Here is a 14,433-nt window from a genome sequence, read left to right as displayed (position 1 = left end):
AGCAGGTATTTGGGAAAGTCGAGAGCATGATCGCAAGGCTGGCGCGCATTTTCACCCTTGCTACGGCAGCGCTCGCCGCGCCCGCATGGGCCGCCCCCGCGATGGTCGATCCCGCAACGCTCGATGTTTCCAATTCGGGCGATACCGCCTTCATGCTGATCTGCGGCGCGCTGCTGATGCTGTTCGCGGTGCCCGGCGTGCTGCTGATGCAGGCTGGGCGCGGCACCGCGCGCGCCGCGCAGGGTGTGTTCCTGCAGGGTACCGCGATCGCCGCGCTTGTCTCGCTGCTCTGGGTCGTGGTCGGCTATACCCTGGCCTTTGGCGATCCCAGCGGCGGCGTGATCGGCGGCGGCAATGCCTGGATGCTGATCGCGCTCGGCAATGTCCGCTTCGGCACCGCCGTGCCCGAAAGCGCGTTCGTGCTGTTCCAGATCGCGGGAGCGATGCTCGCCGCGCTGCTCGTCGCAGGTGCCTGGGCCGGACGTGGCCGCTTCGGCTGGGCGCTGGCGTTCGGCGGGCTGTGGAGCCTGATCGTCTATGCCCCCGTCGCGCACTGGATCTGGGGCGGCGGCTGGCTCTACGGATTTGGCGTGCTTGATTATGCCGGCGGCATCGCGCTGCATTTCTGCGCAGGAATTTCCGCCTTGGTGGCCGCTCTGGTCATCGGACGGCGCACCGGCTGGCCGGGCGCTGCTGCAGCGACGCACAATCCCGTGATGGTACTCGCAGGCGGCGCGCTGTTGCTCGTCGGTAATTTCGCGCTGAACGGAGGCTGGACGCTGGCCGCGACCGACGATGCCAGCAGCGCGATCATCAACGCGCATGTCGCCGCATGCGTGAGCGCGCTCGCCTGGCTGCTGATCGAGAAGCTGCGCACCCGCACCGTCAGCGCGATGGGCGCGGTGAGCGGGCTGCTCGCAGGCCTCGCCGCGATCGCTCCGGCTTCGGGCCTGGTCTCGCCGGGTGCCGCGATACTGATCGGCGTGATTGCCGCCCCCGCCTGCTATTTCGGCCTGCGCTTTGTCACCGAGACGCTGGCGATCGACGACAGCAACCACGCCTTCGCGCTGCACGGCATCGGCGGCCTGGTCGGCGCGCTGCTGGTCGCGATCTTCATCAGCGATGCTTTCGGCGGCGTCGGCTATGGCGAGGGCGGAAGCATGATCGGCCAGCTGGTCGCGCAGCTGGTCGGACTGGCGGGTGTGGCCATGTGGTCGATCCTCGCGACGCTGATCATCAGCTATGGCGTCGCGATGGCCATCCCGATGCGCATCTCGCCTGCGGAAGAGGCAGGCGAAGCGCTTGCCCCGCCCGCACCAGCCGCAGAAGCCGCTCCGCCCGCGGCAGAGCAGATCGCCGCACCGCAGGGCTGAGCCCCGGCGCGGCGCGGACGTTTATTCCTCGCCCATCCGAAGCGCGGCGATAAAGGCTTCCTGCGGGATGCTGACCGAGCCGTATTCGCGCATCCGCTTCTTGCCCTCTTTCTGCTTTTCCAGCAGCTTCTTCTTGCGGCTGATGTCGCCGCCATAGCATTTGGCGGTCACGTCCTTGCGCATCGCGGCGATGGTCTCGCGCGCGATCACCTTGCCGCCGATCGCCGCCTGGATCGGGATCTTGAACAGGTGGCGCGGGATCAGGTCCTTCAGCCGCTCGCACATGCCGCGTCCGCGCGTCTCGGCGCTACCGCGGTGGACGATCATGCTCAGCGCATCGACGGGCTCTGCATTGACCATGATCGACATCTTGACGAGATCGCCCTCGCGATAGCCGATCTGGTGATAGTCGAAACTGGCATAGCCGCGTGAGATCGACTTGAGCCTATCGTAGAAATCGAACACCACCTCGTTGAGCGGCAGCTCGTAGGTCACCTGCGCACGCCCGCCGACATAGGTCAGGTTCTTCTGCAGCCCGCGCCGGTCCTGGCAGAGCTTGAGGATGCTGCCGAGATATTCGTCGGGGCAATAGATCACCGCCTCGATCCACGGCTCCTGGATCTCGTCGATCTTGGTGGGATCGGGCATGTCCGCCGGATTGTGCAGCTCGATCTCGCCGTTACCGTGGGTCAGCTTGATCTTGTACACCACCGACGGCGCGGTGGTGATGAGGTCGAGATCGTATTCGCGCGTGAGCCGCTCCTGGATGATCTCGAGGTGCAGCAGGCCGAGGAACCCGCAGCGGAAGCCGAAGCCGAGCGCCGCGCTCGATTCCATCTCGAAGCTGAACGAGGCATCGTTGAGGCGCAGCTTGCTGATGCTGTCACGCAGCTTGTCAAAGTCATTGGCATCGACCGGGAACAGCCCGCAGAACACCACCGGCTGCACTTCCTTGAAGCCGGGCAGCGGCGCGGGCGCAGGGTTCTTGACCGTGGTGATGGTATCGCCGACGCGGGTCTGGCTGATGTCCTTGATCTGCGCGGTGATGAAACCGATCTCGCCCGCCGCCAGCTCGGGCAGGTTCTCGATCTTGGGCCGCATGCAGCCGACCCGGTCGACCAGATGCTCGGTGCCGCCGGCCATGAACTTGATCTGCTGGCCCTTCCTGATCACGCCGTTGACGACGCGCACGAGGATGACCACGCCGAGATACGGATCGTACCAGCTGTCGACCAGCATCGCCTCGAGCGGCGCATCGCGGTCGCCCTTGGGCGCGGGGATCTTCTGGACGATCTGCTCGAGAATCTCCTCGATGCCGATGCCCGACTTGGCGCTCGCCAGCACCGCTTCGGAGGCGTCGAGGCCGATAATGTCCTCGATCTCCTTCTTCACCTTTTCCGGCTCGGCGGCGGGCAGATCGATCTTGTTGATGACGGGAAGGATCTCGTGATCGTGCTCGATCGACTGATAGACGTTCGCCAGCGTCTGCGCCTCGACGCCCTGCGCCGCATCGACGACGAGCAGTGCGCCCTCGCACGCGGCGAGCGAGCGCGAGACTTCATAGGCAAAGTCGACATGGCCCGGCGTGTCCATCAGGTTCAGTTCGTAAAGCTGACCGTCCTTGGCCGTGTAGTTCAGCCGGACCGTCTGCGCCTTGATGGTGATCCCGCGCTCTTTCTCGATATCCATATTGTCGAGCACCTGCGCCGACATCTCGCGTTCGGAAAGCCCGCCTGTCCATTGGATCAGCCGGTCGGCAAGCGTCGATTTGCCGTGATCGATATGCGCGATGATGGAGAAATTGCGGATGTGCTTGAGGTCGGTCATGGCGCGCGATTAGCAGGGGTGCGCGCGACTGTCAGCAGGGAATAAGGGCCCCGCAAAATCGACATGGATCAAGAACCAAATCCGCTCTGGCGCGTAGGCGGCGCATGACCAAGACCTGGCTTATCGTGAACGAAGCGAGTGGCAGCTATGACGCCGCCGTGATCGCCGAGATCGTCACCTGGTTCGCCGAGAGCGATCAGCCCGTGGACTGCATCGTCCGTTGCCCCGACGAGGACCTTCCAACCCCTGACAAGCTTGACCGCGAAGGTGTTGAAACACTGGCCATCTACGCGGGCGACGGGACCACCAACAGCGCGCTGAAGCAGGCGGCGGGATGGGATGGCGACGTGCTTATCCTGCCCGGCGGCACGATGAACCTGCTCGCCCGGGCGCTGCATGGCGATCAGCCCTGCCGATCGATCATCGCCGAGGCGGGGCGCAACCGGCGTACGAAGAAACTCAACACCGTCGAGATCGGCGAGAGCACCGCCTATGTCGGCGTCATCGCCGGGCCGACGACCAGTCTTGCCCATGTGCGCGAGAACGCACGCCATGCCCGGCTGTCCGAACTGGTTCTGGAAGCCATTCCCACCGCGATCACCGAAACGCTGGGCGGCCCGCAAGTCGGCATTGAAGGTCATGACGGGCGCTTCCCCGCGATCTTCGCTGCCCCGCGCGAAAACGCGATGGAACTGTGCGGGTTCACCGCATCGACCATCGGCGAGGTGCTCAGCCATGCCAGCGCCTGGCTGAACGGCGATTTCCGCGATGGCCCGCGTGTGAACTTGGGCGGCGCAGAAACCGCAAGGCTGGTCAGCGAGGCCGACGAGATCGGGCTGCTGATCGATGGCGAGGCGGCCGAAGCGAAGCCCGGCGACGTGCTGCGGCTGGCCGAGGCCCCGCACAATTTCATCGAAACCCGCGCGCCTGCTGCCCCATGACGCTATTGTTCCACGCCAGCGACCTGCATTTCGGTGCCGAGGACAGCGCCGCACTCGCCTGGTTCAAACAGGTCGTCGCCGACGAGCAGCCCGATATCGTCATCATCACCGGCGATCTGACGATGCGCGCACGCTCGGCCGAGTTCGCCGCCGCGCAGGCCTGGCTCGCCGATCTGGGTCGGCCCGTGCTGATCGAGCCGGGCAATCACGACCTGCCCTATTTCAACCCGGTCCGCCGGATCTGGCGGCCCTATGGCCGCGTGATGCGGCTGCAGGAGCAGTTGCACGAGGGCGTCACGCTCGACCACGTCCACCTGGTGTCGCTGCGCACCACCGCGAGGGTGCAATGGCGGTTTAACTGGTCCAAGGGCCGGGTCGGCAAGCGCGCGCTGCATCAGGCGCTCCAGGCGCTGGGTGATCCGGGCCATGACGCCAAGCTGCGCATCGTGCTGGCGCACCATCCGTTGATCGAGGCTGAAACGCAGAGCAGCGGACGCACCACCGGCGGTCGTGCCGCACTCGAGGCGATAGCGGCTGCAGGCGCGGACGCAGTGCTGTCCGGCCATGTGCATGACCCGTTCGACCTGAATGTCGACACGCAGGCAGGTCCGATCCGTCTGATCGGGGCTGGCACATTGTCCGAGCGGGTCCGCGCGACCCGGCCGTCATTCAACCGGCTGACGGTGGCGGATGGAAAGCTCGACGCCCAGGTCTGCGCGATGGACTGACCCTGCGGATTAACACCGCTTAATCTTACGGTTTCTTACAATTCGCGGGCTCGCTGCTACCCTATCCTCGGGACAAGGGGGGATTCGCGCGATGAGAAGGAAACCGTTCAATCCGTTCGAGGCGGCGATCTGGAAGCGGCTGGCGGAAACCATGCTGGTCGAACCCGCGCAGATGGCAATCTCACCGCAGCAGGTGGTCGACAATCTCCAGGGCATTTTCGGCAATATCGAGGGCAACACGCCGCGCGATACCGCGCTGTCGGTCATCGCGACCTGGGTCGTGCTAGGTGGCCCCTTCTGGCATTGCGCGCCGCGCAGTTTCCGCATCTGGCGGATCGAGCGGCGGCTGAAGAACAGCCGCATCGACCTGTTCCAGGACATGGCGCGCATTCGGGGCATCGTCTATGCGGGCTACTACGGCCACTGGATCGATCAGGATGACGCGAACATCAGCGACGCGGCGGCGGAAGATGCCAACCGCGCCAACCCGGTGTTCAACGCGATCGGCTTCACCCTGCCCCGCCACCGCATCCGCGCGGGTACGCCCGATGACCCCGAAATCGCCGAATATACCGGCAACGACCTGCCCTATACCGTGTTCGTCGGCGAGGATGCGATCCCCGACAATGTCGAGGTCGTCGTTATCGGATCGGGCGCGGGCGGCGCGGTCGCGGCGTCGAACCTCGCCGATCAGGGCTATGAGGTGCTGGTGGTCGAGGCGGGCCCCTATCTGCCCAGCGCGCGCATGACGCCCAACGAGGCGCATATGTCCTCTTCGCTGTTCAAGGACGGCGCGATCCAGACGACGCGCAACCGCGACATCATCGTCTTCCAGGGCCGCACGGTGGGCGGCTCGACCGTCGTCAACAACGGCATCTGCCTGCGCCTAGCGCGCGAGGGCGAGACGCACCCCGATGCGCATGACGTGCTCGCGCATTGGCGCAGCATCGGCGCGCCGGTCGACGAGGATGCGCTGGAAGCGGCCTATGCCCATGTCGAGACGCGGCTAGGCGTGCACGAGATCGACCGCAGGCTCGGGCGCAACAACGGCACGCGGCTGCTCGCCGGATGGGATGCCTATGCCGCAGGATCGCACGATCCGCTGGACAACCGTGCGGTCACCGGCTGGTTCCGCAAGAACTGGGGTCAGAAGACCGAGCCCAATGCCTGCGTGTCGTGCGGCTATTGCAACACCGGCTGCCCCTATGGCCGCAAGAAGGCGATGCCCGAGAGCTTTCTGCGCCACGCGACGCTGCACGCCCCGCGCAAGGCGCGCATCCTGGCGCGTGCGGCGGTGTCGCATATCGGCTGGAACGGGTGCGACGATCAGGGACGAAAGATTGCGTCCTCGGTTCAGGTCATGCTACCCGATGGGCGCGCGAAGACGATCCGCGTGAGCAAGGGCGTGGTCGTCGCGGCGGGCACGATCGCATCGAGCAACATCCTCTCGGCAAGCGGCATCGAGGGCACCGGCAAGGGCATCTCGCTCAACATCGCCTGCCCGGTCCCGGCGCTGATGCCCGATCCGGTCAACGCCTGGGACGAGGACCAGATGGCGACCTTTGTCGGCCGCGCCGATTTCCTGATCGAGAGCCATTTCCAGCCGCCGATGAGCATGGCCTCTTTGGTGCCCGGCTGGTTCGACGAGCATTTCCGGCGGATGCTGAACTATAACCGGCTTGCCTCGGCGGGCGTGCTGTTCCCGGCGGATCGGCGCGGCACGATCAAGAAGGGCAAGCTCGGCTTCGAGCTCGAGCAGAGCGACCTCGCCGTGCTGCGCCGCGCGCTGGCGACGCTGACCAAGGTGCATTTCCGTGGCGGCGCGGAGGAGGTCTATCCCGCGCTGCTCCACGGCGAGACGCTGAGCAAGGGCATGAGCGATGCCGAGATCGACCGGTTCTTCGAGGAGCATATCGAGGAGCCCGACGATGTCGTGCTCTCCTCGAGCCATCCGCATGGCGGCAACGCGATCCATGCCGATCCGCGCAAGGGCGTGGTCGATCTCGACCAGCGCGTGCATGGCGTGGCCAATGTGTTGGTCACCGATGCGAGCGTGATGCCGAGCTGCATCCGCGTCAACGCGCAGCTGACGACGATGGCGATGTCCGACCGGGTGACCCACGGGAAGCGGGTGTTCGGCTGATCGGCCCTGGCGCGTCAGAGCCCCTGGCGCTTCTTGGTCGCGAGGCTCGCGTTCGCCTCCCACGGCGCGTCGGGCCAGTGATGGCGCGGATAGCGGCCGCGCATGTCCTTGGCCACATCGCGCCAGCTGCCGCGCCAGAAGCCGGGCAGATCGCGCGTCGTCTGGATCGGGCGTCCCGCCGGTGAGGTAAGCGACAGGACCAGCGGGATGCGGTTCCGCCCGACGACCGGATGCTCGTCGAGACCATAGAGCGCCTGCACGCGTAGCTCGACCGTGGGGCCGGCACTCGCCGCATAATCGATCGCGTGGCGCGTGCCTGCGGGGCTCGCGAATTCGGCGGGCGCGGTCCGCTCGATCGCCTGCATCGCATCCCATCCTGCCAGCCCCTGCAGGGCGTTATGCAGATCGCCAGGGCTGACACCGCTCAGCGCACGCTTGCCGATCAACAGTGGCGCCAACCAGTCCTCGAGCGTCGCCAGCAGCTGCGCCTCGTCCAGCGCCTCGACCCCGGCGAACGCGGCGCGCTGGCGCAGCGCAAGCGCCTTGTCGCTCCAGTCGAGCAGCGTCAGGCCGTGGTCGCGCAAGCCCGTGAGCAGCGCGGCCAGCACAGCATCGGCATCGGGCGCGGGATCGGGCGCGCTCGCCAGCCGGATCGCGCCCAGCCGCCGCTCGAGCCGCGCCTCGACCCGCCTGCTGTCGGCAACGAAATCGCAGCGGCTGATGCGTTCGATCCGATCGGCGAGATGCGTTTCGACATCCGCCGGGTCGAGCGCAAGGGCGCTCAGGATGCGCGCATCGGCCGCCTTGCCCTGTACCTCGCCGATCGCCAACCATGGCGCGGTGATCAGCGGCGAGGCCGGATCGAGCCGGAAGCTGCGCCCGCCCGCGCTCGCCCAGGTCTCGCCCGAACCATCGCGGCGCTTCGCCACCCGGTCGGGATAGGCAAAGGCGAGCAAGATGGCAGGCGGCAGATCGCGCGCTGCGACCGCGCTGACCTGTCGCTCGGCCAGCTTCGCCCAACGCTCGGCGAGCTTGCGCGACTTGGCGGCGCGCTCGCCCCGGTCGCTGCGCCAGCGGGTGAGCCGCACATCGAGATCATCCCCCTGCCCGCCCAGCCCGCGCTCCTGTAACAACAGCGCGATTTCCGCCGCTTGCATCGCGCACCCGGCCTGTGCACCCTTCAGCAGCATCGCGGCCAGATGCGGAGGCAGCGGCAGCGCACCAATCGATCGGCCCAGCGCCGTGATCGCGCCGCCCGTATCGACCGCACCCAGCACGATCAGCCGCTTGCGCGCCTCGGCCAGCAAGGGCGCAGGCGGCGGATCGAGCCAGTTGAGCCGCACCGGATCGCTCTCCCCCCAGGCCGCGCATTGCAGCACCAGCGGCGCAAGATCGCTGTCGAGGATTTCGGGCGGATCGAAGCGCGGAAGCCCCCCGGTGGCAGCCTCTTCCCACAGGCGATAGGCGACGCCCGGCCCCTGGCGCGCGGCGCGGCCCGCACGTTGCGTAGCGGCAGCCTGGCTCGCGCGTTCGGTCACCAACCGGGTGGTCGCCGCGAGCGCATCGTAGCGCGCCCGCCGCGCCAGCCCGCTATCGACGACGATCCGCACGCCATCGATAGTCAGGCTGGTCTCGGCGATGCTGGTGGCCAGGATGACCTTGCGCCGCCCATCGGGATCGCGGCGGATCGCGGCGCGCTGCTCCACCGGGGTCAGCGTGCCGTGCAGCGGCAGCACGGCGATCGCGCTGCCCAGAGTCTCCAGCCGCTCGGAGGTGCGCGTGATTTCCGCGACGCCGGGCAAGAAGGTGAGCACATCGCCTTGCGCCTCGTCGCGCAGCGCGGTGCGGATCGCCTGCGCCATCGCATCCTCGATTCGCTGCTCGCCGCGCCGCCCGAGATAGCGCAGGTCGAGCCGGTGCGAGCGGCCTTCGCTTTCGATCACCGGCGCGCCCTGCATCAGCGCAGCAAAGCGCGCGCCATCGAGCGTTGCCGACATGGCGAGCAGCCGCAGATCGGGCCGGAACGCACCCTGCGCCTCAAGCGCGAGGGCGAGGCCGAAATCGCTGTCCAGGCTGCGCTCATGCACCTCGTCGAACAACACGGCGGATACGCCCATCAGTTCGGGATCGGCCTGGATGCGGTTGACGAAAATCCCCTCGGTCAGCACCAGCACGCGCGTCGCGGCGCTCGTCTTGCTGTCCATGCGAGTCGAATAACCGATGGTCTGGCCCACCGGTTCGCCCATGAGCTCTGCCATGCGCTCGGCAGCAGCGCGCGCGGCGAGGCGACGGGGCGAGAGCAGCAGAACCTGCCCTGTGCACCACGGCTGGTCGAGCAGTGCCAGGGCGACGGTGGTGGTCTTCCCCGCGCCCGGCGGTGCAACGAGCACGGCGTTGGGACCGCTGCCAAGCGCGAGCAGCAAATCTGGCAGCACGGAATATATGGGCAGTTCAGCCATAGCGCGCCGCCTTATATGTTTGTCCTGCGACCCTCAACCGGCTGGCCAGCCCAGGGGTCAGGCGTAAACCCCCAGCCCGAAACGCTGCCGGAGCGCCCAGCGACCGACCATGAGCACGGACACGACCGCCAACCCGGCGGCCAGCCCGATCCACACACCGACACCGTCCCAGCCCAGCCGGAACGCGAAGAACCACGCGGTGCCCATGCCGACCACCCAGTAACCGAACGCGGCAAACAGCATCGGCCAGCGCGTGTCCTGCAGCCCGCGCAGCACCCCTGCCCCGACCGCCTGAACGGCATCGACCAGCTGGAAGATCGCGGCGACCAGCAGGAAGCTCAGCGCCAGCGCAAGAGCGGGTGCGGCGCTGGCATCACCGGGATCGATGAATAGCCCCACCAGCGCGCCCGGAATCAGTGCCATGATCGCCGACATGCCGCATGCCGCCAGCACACCGAGCCCCAGCGCCGCCCAGCCCGCGCGCGCCGCAGCCTGGGCGTCGCGCGCACCATGGTGCAGGCCTACACGCACCGTCGCAGCCTGCGACAGGCTGAACGGAACCATGAAGGCGAAAGAGGCGATCTGGATCGCCACGGCATGCGCGGCGAGCGAATCGCGGCTGATCAGCCCCATGAGGAAGGCAGCCGAGCTGAAGATCGCGACCTCGAAGGCAAAGGTCACCGCGATCGGCAAGCCCAGCTTGAACAGCGCGCGATAGCGCCCCCAATCGGCCACCCAGAAGCGTCCGAACAACCGGTAACGGCGAAAGGCGCGCACGCGTGTCACGACCAGAGCCATCACCGCAAACAGGGTGCAATTGGCGATCAGATTGGCGATTGCCGCGCCCTTCAGGCCCATTTCGGGAAAGCCGAGATTGCCGAAGACCAGTGCCCAGCACGCGACAAGGTTCATCGCCACACCGCACAAAGTGACGAACACGCCCCAGATCGGCCGCTCGAGCGCCGAGACATACATGCGCAGCACGAATTGCAGCAGCCAGGGGAGCAGGCCCCACATGGCAATGCGCATGAATTGCCCGGCGTCACGCGCAAGGTCCGGCTGCTGCCCCATCAGCAGGAACAGCGCTTCGGCATTCCATAACAGCGCCCAGATCGGCAGGCAGACCGTCAGCGCGACCCACATGCCCTGGCGCACCGTGCGGCGGATATCGCGCACCGAATGCTTGCGCCGTCCGCGCTCGGCCGCGATCATCGGCGAAGCGGCGGTCATCAGCCCCATGCCGAAGGTGCCGCAGGCGAAATACAGGTTCACCGCCAGCGCCGCCGCCGCCAGCGCCTGCACGTCATAACGCCCGAGGATGATAACCTCGGTCGTATGGATCGCCATCTGCGCCAGATTGCCAAGCACCAGCGGCCCCGCGAGCAGCAGCAGCGCGCGGATTTCGGTGGAGAGGCCATCCGTTCGCGGCTTGGCTGATGGCATATAAGATGGATCGACGGTCGGCACCGCGATAGCTTTCCCGTCCTGTCCGGAATTCAAATTCTGGCCGATTAACGCTGGCTCTGGCGCTGCCAGTAATAGCCGCCAACCAGCGCGGCAATGGTAATCACATTGCCGACGATAGCGATGGCGAGAAACAGGTCCTGCATCATGGTACGAATTTCTCACATTTTCTGAGCACTTGCAACTGTCGCGCAGCCAGTGCCCGGCCCTCTGCCTCGGTGAGATAGGGCGTCGGCCTCTCGTCTGCCAGAAATACATAGGCCTGCTGGCAGACCATCGCCTGTCTGCTGGCAGCATTCCCCTCGCCCGATCCGAGATAGCCGAAAATCGCCGCTCCGATCACGCCCAGCAAGGTTGTCACCGCCCCGAACAAAGCGATCGGGTTCCACGAATTTCCGGAATGCGAACTGCGCTCGAGACCCCGTTTCAGCTGATCAAGTTGCGCGCGCAGCTCGTTGTTCTGCACCTCAAGTTCTTCCAGCCGTCGTCCCTGCGGGTCTCGGGCCGGGGTGTCGTTCACGACCTAATATCCGCGCGCGATCGCGAATTCGACGGTTTCGATCAGCGCCGCCTTGGCCTTGCTGTTCGGGAAGCCGGCGATCGCATCGATGGCGCGCTGGCCGAAATGGCGGGCGCGGTCGAGCGTCAGGTCGATCGCATTGTGCTGGCGCAGCAGCTGGGTCGCATGCGCCAGATCCTCGTCCGAGGTACGATGGCCGATGATGGCGGCTTCCCAGAACTTGCGCTCTTCCGGCGAACCGTGCGCATAGGCGAGGATGACAGGCAGCGTCACCTTGCCGTCGCGAAAGTCGTCGCCCACGCCCTTGCCCATCGTCGCCGCGTCCGAGACATAGTCGATCGCGTCATCGACCAGCTGGAAGGCGATGCCCAAGTTGCGGCCATAGGCATCGAGCGCCAGTTCGACCTGCTCGTCACGCTCTGCGACCACCGCCGCGATGCGACAGGCGGCGGCGAACAGCGCGGCGGTCTTGGCCCCGATGATCGCAAGATAGCGCTCTTCGCTGGTCTCGATCTGGCGCTGCGCGGTCAACTGATCGACCTCGCCCTCGGCGATGATCGCCGATGCGCCCGACAGGATCTTGAGGACCTTGAGCGAGCCGTCCTCGACCATCAATTCGAACGAGCGGCTGAACAGGAAATCGCCGACCAGCACGGTGGCCGGGTTTCCGAACACCAGGTTGGCGGTCTTCTTGCCGCGGCGCAGGTCCGATCCATCGACGACATCGTCGTGCAGCAGCGTTGCAGTGTGAATGAACTCGACCGCTGCCGCCAGCTTGTGATGGCGGGTGCCGGGATAATCGAGCAACCGCGCGCAGGCGAGCGTCAGCATCGGCCGCATCCGCTTGCCACCGCCGGCAATCAGATGCCCGGCAAGCTCGGGAATCAGGGGAATTTGCGATTGCATCCGGTCCAGGATGACGCTGTTTACCGAATTGAGATCCTGCGCCACGAGCGCCATGATCGGATCGAGGCTGGGAGCGGTGGTGGACACGCCCGCGGGGCGGCCAATCGGATGAACAGTCGCGGTCATGGGTTGCGATGTGGCAATCCGCATGGCTTAAGGCAAGCGCAAAGCGCAACCGCTACCAAGGCATCGCGCGATTCTCGCGAGGGTATCAACATTATGGCGCAAGACCCGGTACTGGCCGCATTCAGGCAGAGCATCGACAATATCGACGCGGCACTGATCTTCATGCTGGCCGAGCGCTTCAAGATCACCAAGGCTGTCGGAGAATACAAGGCGAAGACCGATCTGCCGCCTGCCGATCCGCGCCGCGAGGAAGAGCAGATCGCGCGGATGAAGCGGCTTGCGGTCGATGCCGATCTGGACCCTGATTTTTCGGAAAAGTTTCTGCGTTTCGTGATCGACGAGGTCATCCGCCACCACGAAAAGCTGCGCGATCAGGCCTGACGGTTCAGCGAATCGCCTCGCGGTCCTTGGGCGTCATCAGCACGCAGCCCCAGCCTTCGCGATATTCCGCGCTTTCTGCGGCCATCAGCGGCACCGTGGCATCGATCCGCTTGGCGTCCGCTGCTTCGCTCAGGCTCACAACCTCCATGCCCGGCTCCAGATCCTTCTCGCAATCGCCGAGCTCCCGCCCGCCGATATAGCGGCACGAACAGACGACGCGCGCCGAATAGGCAGCGCCCGTCTGGCTATACGCTTTGAGGGCGGGCCAGTACCAGGCCAGCGCCGCGAGCGCGATCGCCAGCAGCGCCAGCGCCACCCATTTCAGCCTGCCTTGCCTGCCCGGCATCGCGCCCATTTTCCCAGTTGCCATCGGTCCCCGCCTGATTGATGGAGGCGGGCATGAAGCACCGCATCCTCCTCGCCCTTGCCGCAACCGGCCTTCTCGGCGCAACCGCTTTCGGACTTTATGGCATCGAAGGCCGGGCTGCGGACAGCGGCGAGACGATGATCGCCGACGTGCCCGGCGTGCCCACCGCTGCGCTGAATGCCGAGATCGACAAGCTGTTCAGCGAGGACGAATTTGCCGAGACCCGCGCGCTCGTCATCATGCGCGGCGGCGAGATCGTGGCGGAACGCTATGCGCCGGGTTACGATCGCGGCACCCGCTTCATCAGCTGGTCGATGGCCAAGAGCGTCACCGCGGTGCTGGTCGGGCTGATGGTCGCGGACGGACGGCTGGCGCTCGATGCCCCTGCCCCGGTGCCCGACTGGCAGCGCCCCGGCGACCCGCGCGGCGCGATCACGCTCAGGCACCTGCTCCACATGTCCTCGGGCCTGCAGCATACCGAAGCGGGCGACCCGCCCTATGAATCGGACGAGGTGCGGATGCTGTTCCTCGACGGCCGCGACAACATGGTCCGCTATGCCGAGGGCCAGCCGCTCGAGGCGGAGCCAGGATCGAAATTCGAATATTCGACGAACACCAGCGTCATCCTGTCCGACATCATCACCCGCCAGCTGACCGACAGCAAGGACCCGGACGTGCGCCGCCGCGCGATGCTGGAATATATGCGCGGGCGACTGATCGAACCGCTGGGGATGACCTCGATGGTGCCCGAATTCGACGCCTCGGGTACGCTGATCGGCGGATCGATCATCCAGGCCAATGCGCGCGACTGGGCCAAGTTCGGCGAGTTCCTGCGCAACAAGGGCTCGATTGCGGGCAACCAGTTCCTCACCCGCGGCTGGGTCGATTTCATGCTCACCAGCTCACCGAACGACCCGGCTTATGGCGGGCATATCTGGCTTAACAAGCCGCGTGCGGCCGGCCTTAAAAAGGTGCTCTATCCCGATCTGCTGCCGGGCGACGTGTTCGCCGCGCAGGGGCATCTCGGCCAGTTCGTCATCGTCAGCCCGAGCCAGAAGCTCACGCTGGTCCGGCTCGGCAAGACCCAGGACGATGTGCTCGATCCGGTCAAGGAGCAGCTCGGGCGCATTCTGGCGCTTTTCCCAAGGGACTAGGCCGGGACCGAAGCTTCTGTCAGTCTGGTCCACGCCGATTCTCA

Annotated in this window: 12 protein-coding genes; 6 read left to right on the top strand and 6 right to left on the bottom strand. The window is 66.2% G+C overall.

Features of this window, described 5'->3' with window-relative positions:
• Positions 1 to 26 precede the first annotated feature (26 nt).
• Complete coding sequence (locus OPU69_RS02775) at positions 27 to 1,373, top strand: ammonium transporter (RefSeq protein WP_498509245.1); 1,347 nt, start codon at positions 27 to 29, stop codon at positions 1,371 to 1,373.
• A gap of 21 nt (positions 1,374 to 1,394) precedes the next feature.
• On the opposite strand, the gene lepA is transcribed toward OPU69_RS02775, so the two are convergent.
• Positions 1,395 to 3,200 carry a translation elongation factor 4 gene (gene lepA / locus OPU69_RS02770; protein ID WP_498509244.1) on the bottom strand — a complete coding sequence of 602 codons (1,806 nt, stop codon included), beginning with the start codon at positions 3,198 to 3,200 and terminating at the stop codon, positions 1,395 to 1,397.
• A gap of 104 nt (positions 3,201 to 3,304) precedes the next feature.
• Here lepA and OPU69_RS02765 point away from each other — a divergent pair, with 104 nt between their 5' ends.
• The 3 genes from OPU69_RS02765 (at position 3,305) to OPU69_RS02755 (ending at position 7,012) form a co-directional block, all read left to right on the top strand.
• Positions 3,305 to 4,141, top strand: a complete 837-nt coding sequence (locus tag OPU69_RS02765) for a diacylglycerol kinase family protein (RefSeq protein ID WP_498509243.1) — start codon at positions 3,305 to 3,307, stop codon at positions 4,139 to 4,141.
• Entirely contained in the window at positions 4,138 to 4,869 is a 732-nt protein-coding gene (locus OPU69_RS02760; protein ID WP_060977825.1) for a metallophosphoesterase family protein, read from the top strand. Before OPU69_RS02765 ends, OPU69_RS02760 begins: the two co-directional genes overlap by 4 nt.
• Before the next feature lie 91 nt (positions 4,870 to 4,960).
• Positions 4,961 to 7,012 (top strand): GMC family oxidoreductase N-terminal domain-containing protein, encoded by a 2,052-nt coding sequence (locus OPU69_RS02755; protein WP_498509241.1) that lies wholly within the window; start codon positions 4,961 to 4,963, stop codon positions 7,010 to 7,012.
• Positions 7,013 to 7,026: 14 nt separating this feature from the next.
• Here the strand turns inward: OPU69_RS02755 and hrpB are convergent, their stop codons facing one another.
• The 4 genes from hrpB to OPU69_RS02735 form a co-directional block, all read right to left on the bottom strand.
• Positions 7,027 to 9,471, bottom strand: a complete 2,445-nt coding sequence (hrpB, locus tag OPU69_RS02750; RefSeq protein ID WP_498509240.1) for an ATP-dependent helicase HrpB — start codon at positions 9,469 to 9,471, stop codon at positions 7,027 to 7,029.
• Positions 9,472 to 9,528: 57 nt separating this feature from the next.
• Complete coding sequence (locus OPU69_RS02745) at positions 9,529 to 10,914, bottom strand: MATE family efflux transporter (RefSeq protein WP_498509239.1); 1,386 nt, start codon at positions 10,912 to 10,914, stop codon at positions 9,529 to 9,531.
• A 166-nt stretch (positions 10,915 to 11,080) separates the two neighbouring features.
• Positions 11,081 to 11,455, bottom strand: a complete 375-nt coding sequence (locus tag OPU69_RS02740) for a hypothetical protein (RefSeq protein WP_498509238.1) — start codon at positions 11,453 to 11,455, stop codon at positions 11,081 to 11,083.
• Between the two features lie 3 nt (positions 11,456 to 11,458).
• A complete protein-coding gene (locus OPU69_RS02735) occupies positions 11,459 to 12,487 on the bottom strand; it encodes a polyprenyl synthetase family protein (protein ID WP_498509237.1) in 1,029 nt (342 codons plus the stop codon).
• A gap of 93 nt (positions 12,488 to 12,580) precedes the next feature.
• Here OPU69_RS02735 and OPU69_RS02730 point away from each other — a divergent pair, with 93 nt between their 5' ends.
• Positions 12,581 to 12,868, top strand: a complete 288-nt coding sequence (locus OPU69_RS02730) for a chorismate mutase (protein WP_060977072.1) — start codon at positions 12,581 to 12,583, stop codon at positions 12,866 to 12,868.
• A gap of 4 nt (positions 12,869 to 12,872) precedes the next feature.
• Here the strand turns inward: OPU69_RS02730 and OPU69_RS02725 are convergent, their stop codons facing one another.
• A complete protein-coding gene (locus OPU69_RS02725) occupies positions 12,873 to 13,238 on the bottom strand; it encodes a hypothetical protein (RefSeq protein WP_498509236.1) in 366 nt (121 codons plus the stop codon).
• Positions 13,239 to 13,267: 29 nt separating this feature from the next.
• Here OPU69_RS02725 and OPU69_RS02720 point away from each other — a divergent pair, with 29 nt between their 5' ends.
• Positions 13,268 to 14,389: a serine hydrolase domain-containing protein gene (locus OPU69_RS02720; RefSeq protein WP_060977080.1), complete on the top strand. Its 1,122-nt coding sequence runs from the start codon at positions 13,268 to 13,270 to the stop codon at positions 14,387 to 14,389.
• The last annotated feature ends 44 nt before the right edge of the window (positions 14,390 to 14,433 follow it).

This window comes from Blastomonas sp. 34TW, assembly GCF_059803595.1.
This window is presented reverse-complemented; position numbering and strand designations above follow the sequence as displayed.

Bases quoted from the DNA above. Each gene is read 5' to 3' on its own strand.
- OPU69_RS02775 (WP_498509245.1), top strand. From the start codon at position 27: ATGATCGCAAGGCTGGCGCGCATTTTCACCCTTGCTACGGCAGCGCTC.
- lepA (WP_498509244.1), bottom strand. From the start codon at position 3,200: ATGACCGACCTCAAGCACATCCGCAATTTCTCCATCATCGCGCATATC.
- OPU69_RS02765 (WP_498509243.1), top strand. From the start codon at position 3,305: ATGACCAAGACCTGGCTTATCGTGAACGAAGCGAGTGGCAGCTATGAC.
- OPU69_RS02760 (WP_060977825.1), top strand. From the start codon at position 4,138: ATGACGCTATTGTTCCACGCCAGCGACCTGCATTTCGGTGCCGAGGAC.
- OPU69_RS02755 (WP_498509241.1), top strand. From the start codon at position 4,961: ATGAGAAGGAAACCGTTCAATCCGTTCGAGGCGGCGATCTGGAAGCGG.
- hrpB (WP_498509240.1), bottom strand. From the start codon at position 9,471: ATGGCTGAACTGCCCATATATTCCGTGCTGCCAGATTTGCTGCTCGCG.
- OPU69_RS02745 (WP_498509239.1), bottom strand. From the start codon at position 10,914: ATGCCATCAGCCAAGCCGCGAACGGATGGCCTCTCCACCGAAATCCGC.
- OPU69_RS02735 (WP_498509237.1), bottom strand. From the start codon at position 12,487: ATGACCGCGACTGTTCATCCGATTGGCCGCCCCGCGGGCGTGTCCACC.
- OPU69_RS02730 (WP_060977072.1), top strand. From the start codon at position 12,581: ATGGCGCAAGACCCGGTACTGGCCGCATTCAGGCAGAGCATCGACAAT.
- OPU69_RS02725 (WP_498509236.1), bottom strand. From the start codon at position 13,238: ATGGCAACTGGGAAAATGGGCGCGATGCCGGGCAGGCAAGGCAGGCTG.
- OPU69_RS02720 (WP_060977080.1), top strand. From the start codon at position 13,268: ATGAAGCACCGCATCCTCCTCGCCCTTGCCGCAACCGGCCTTCTCGGC.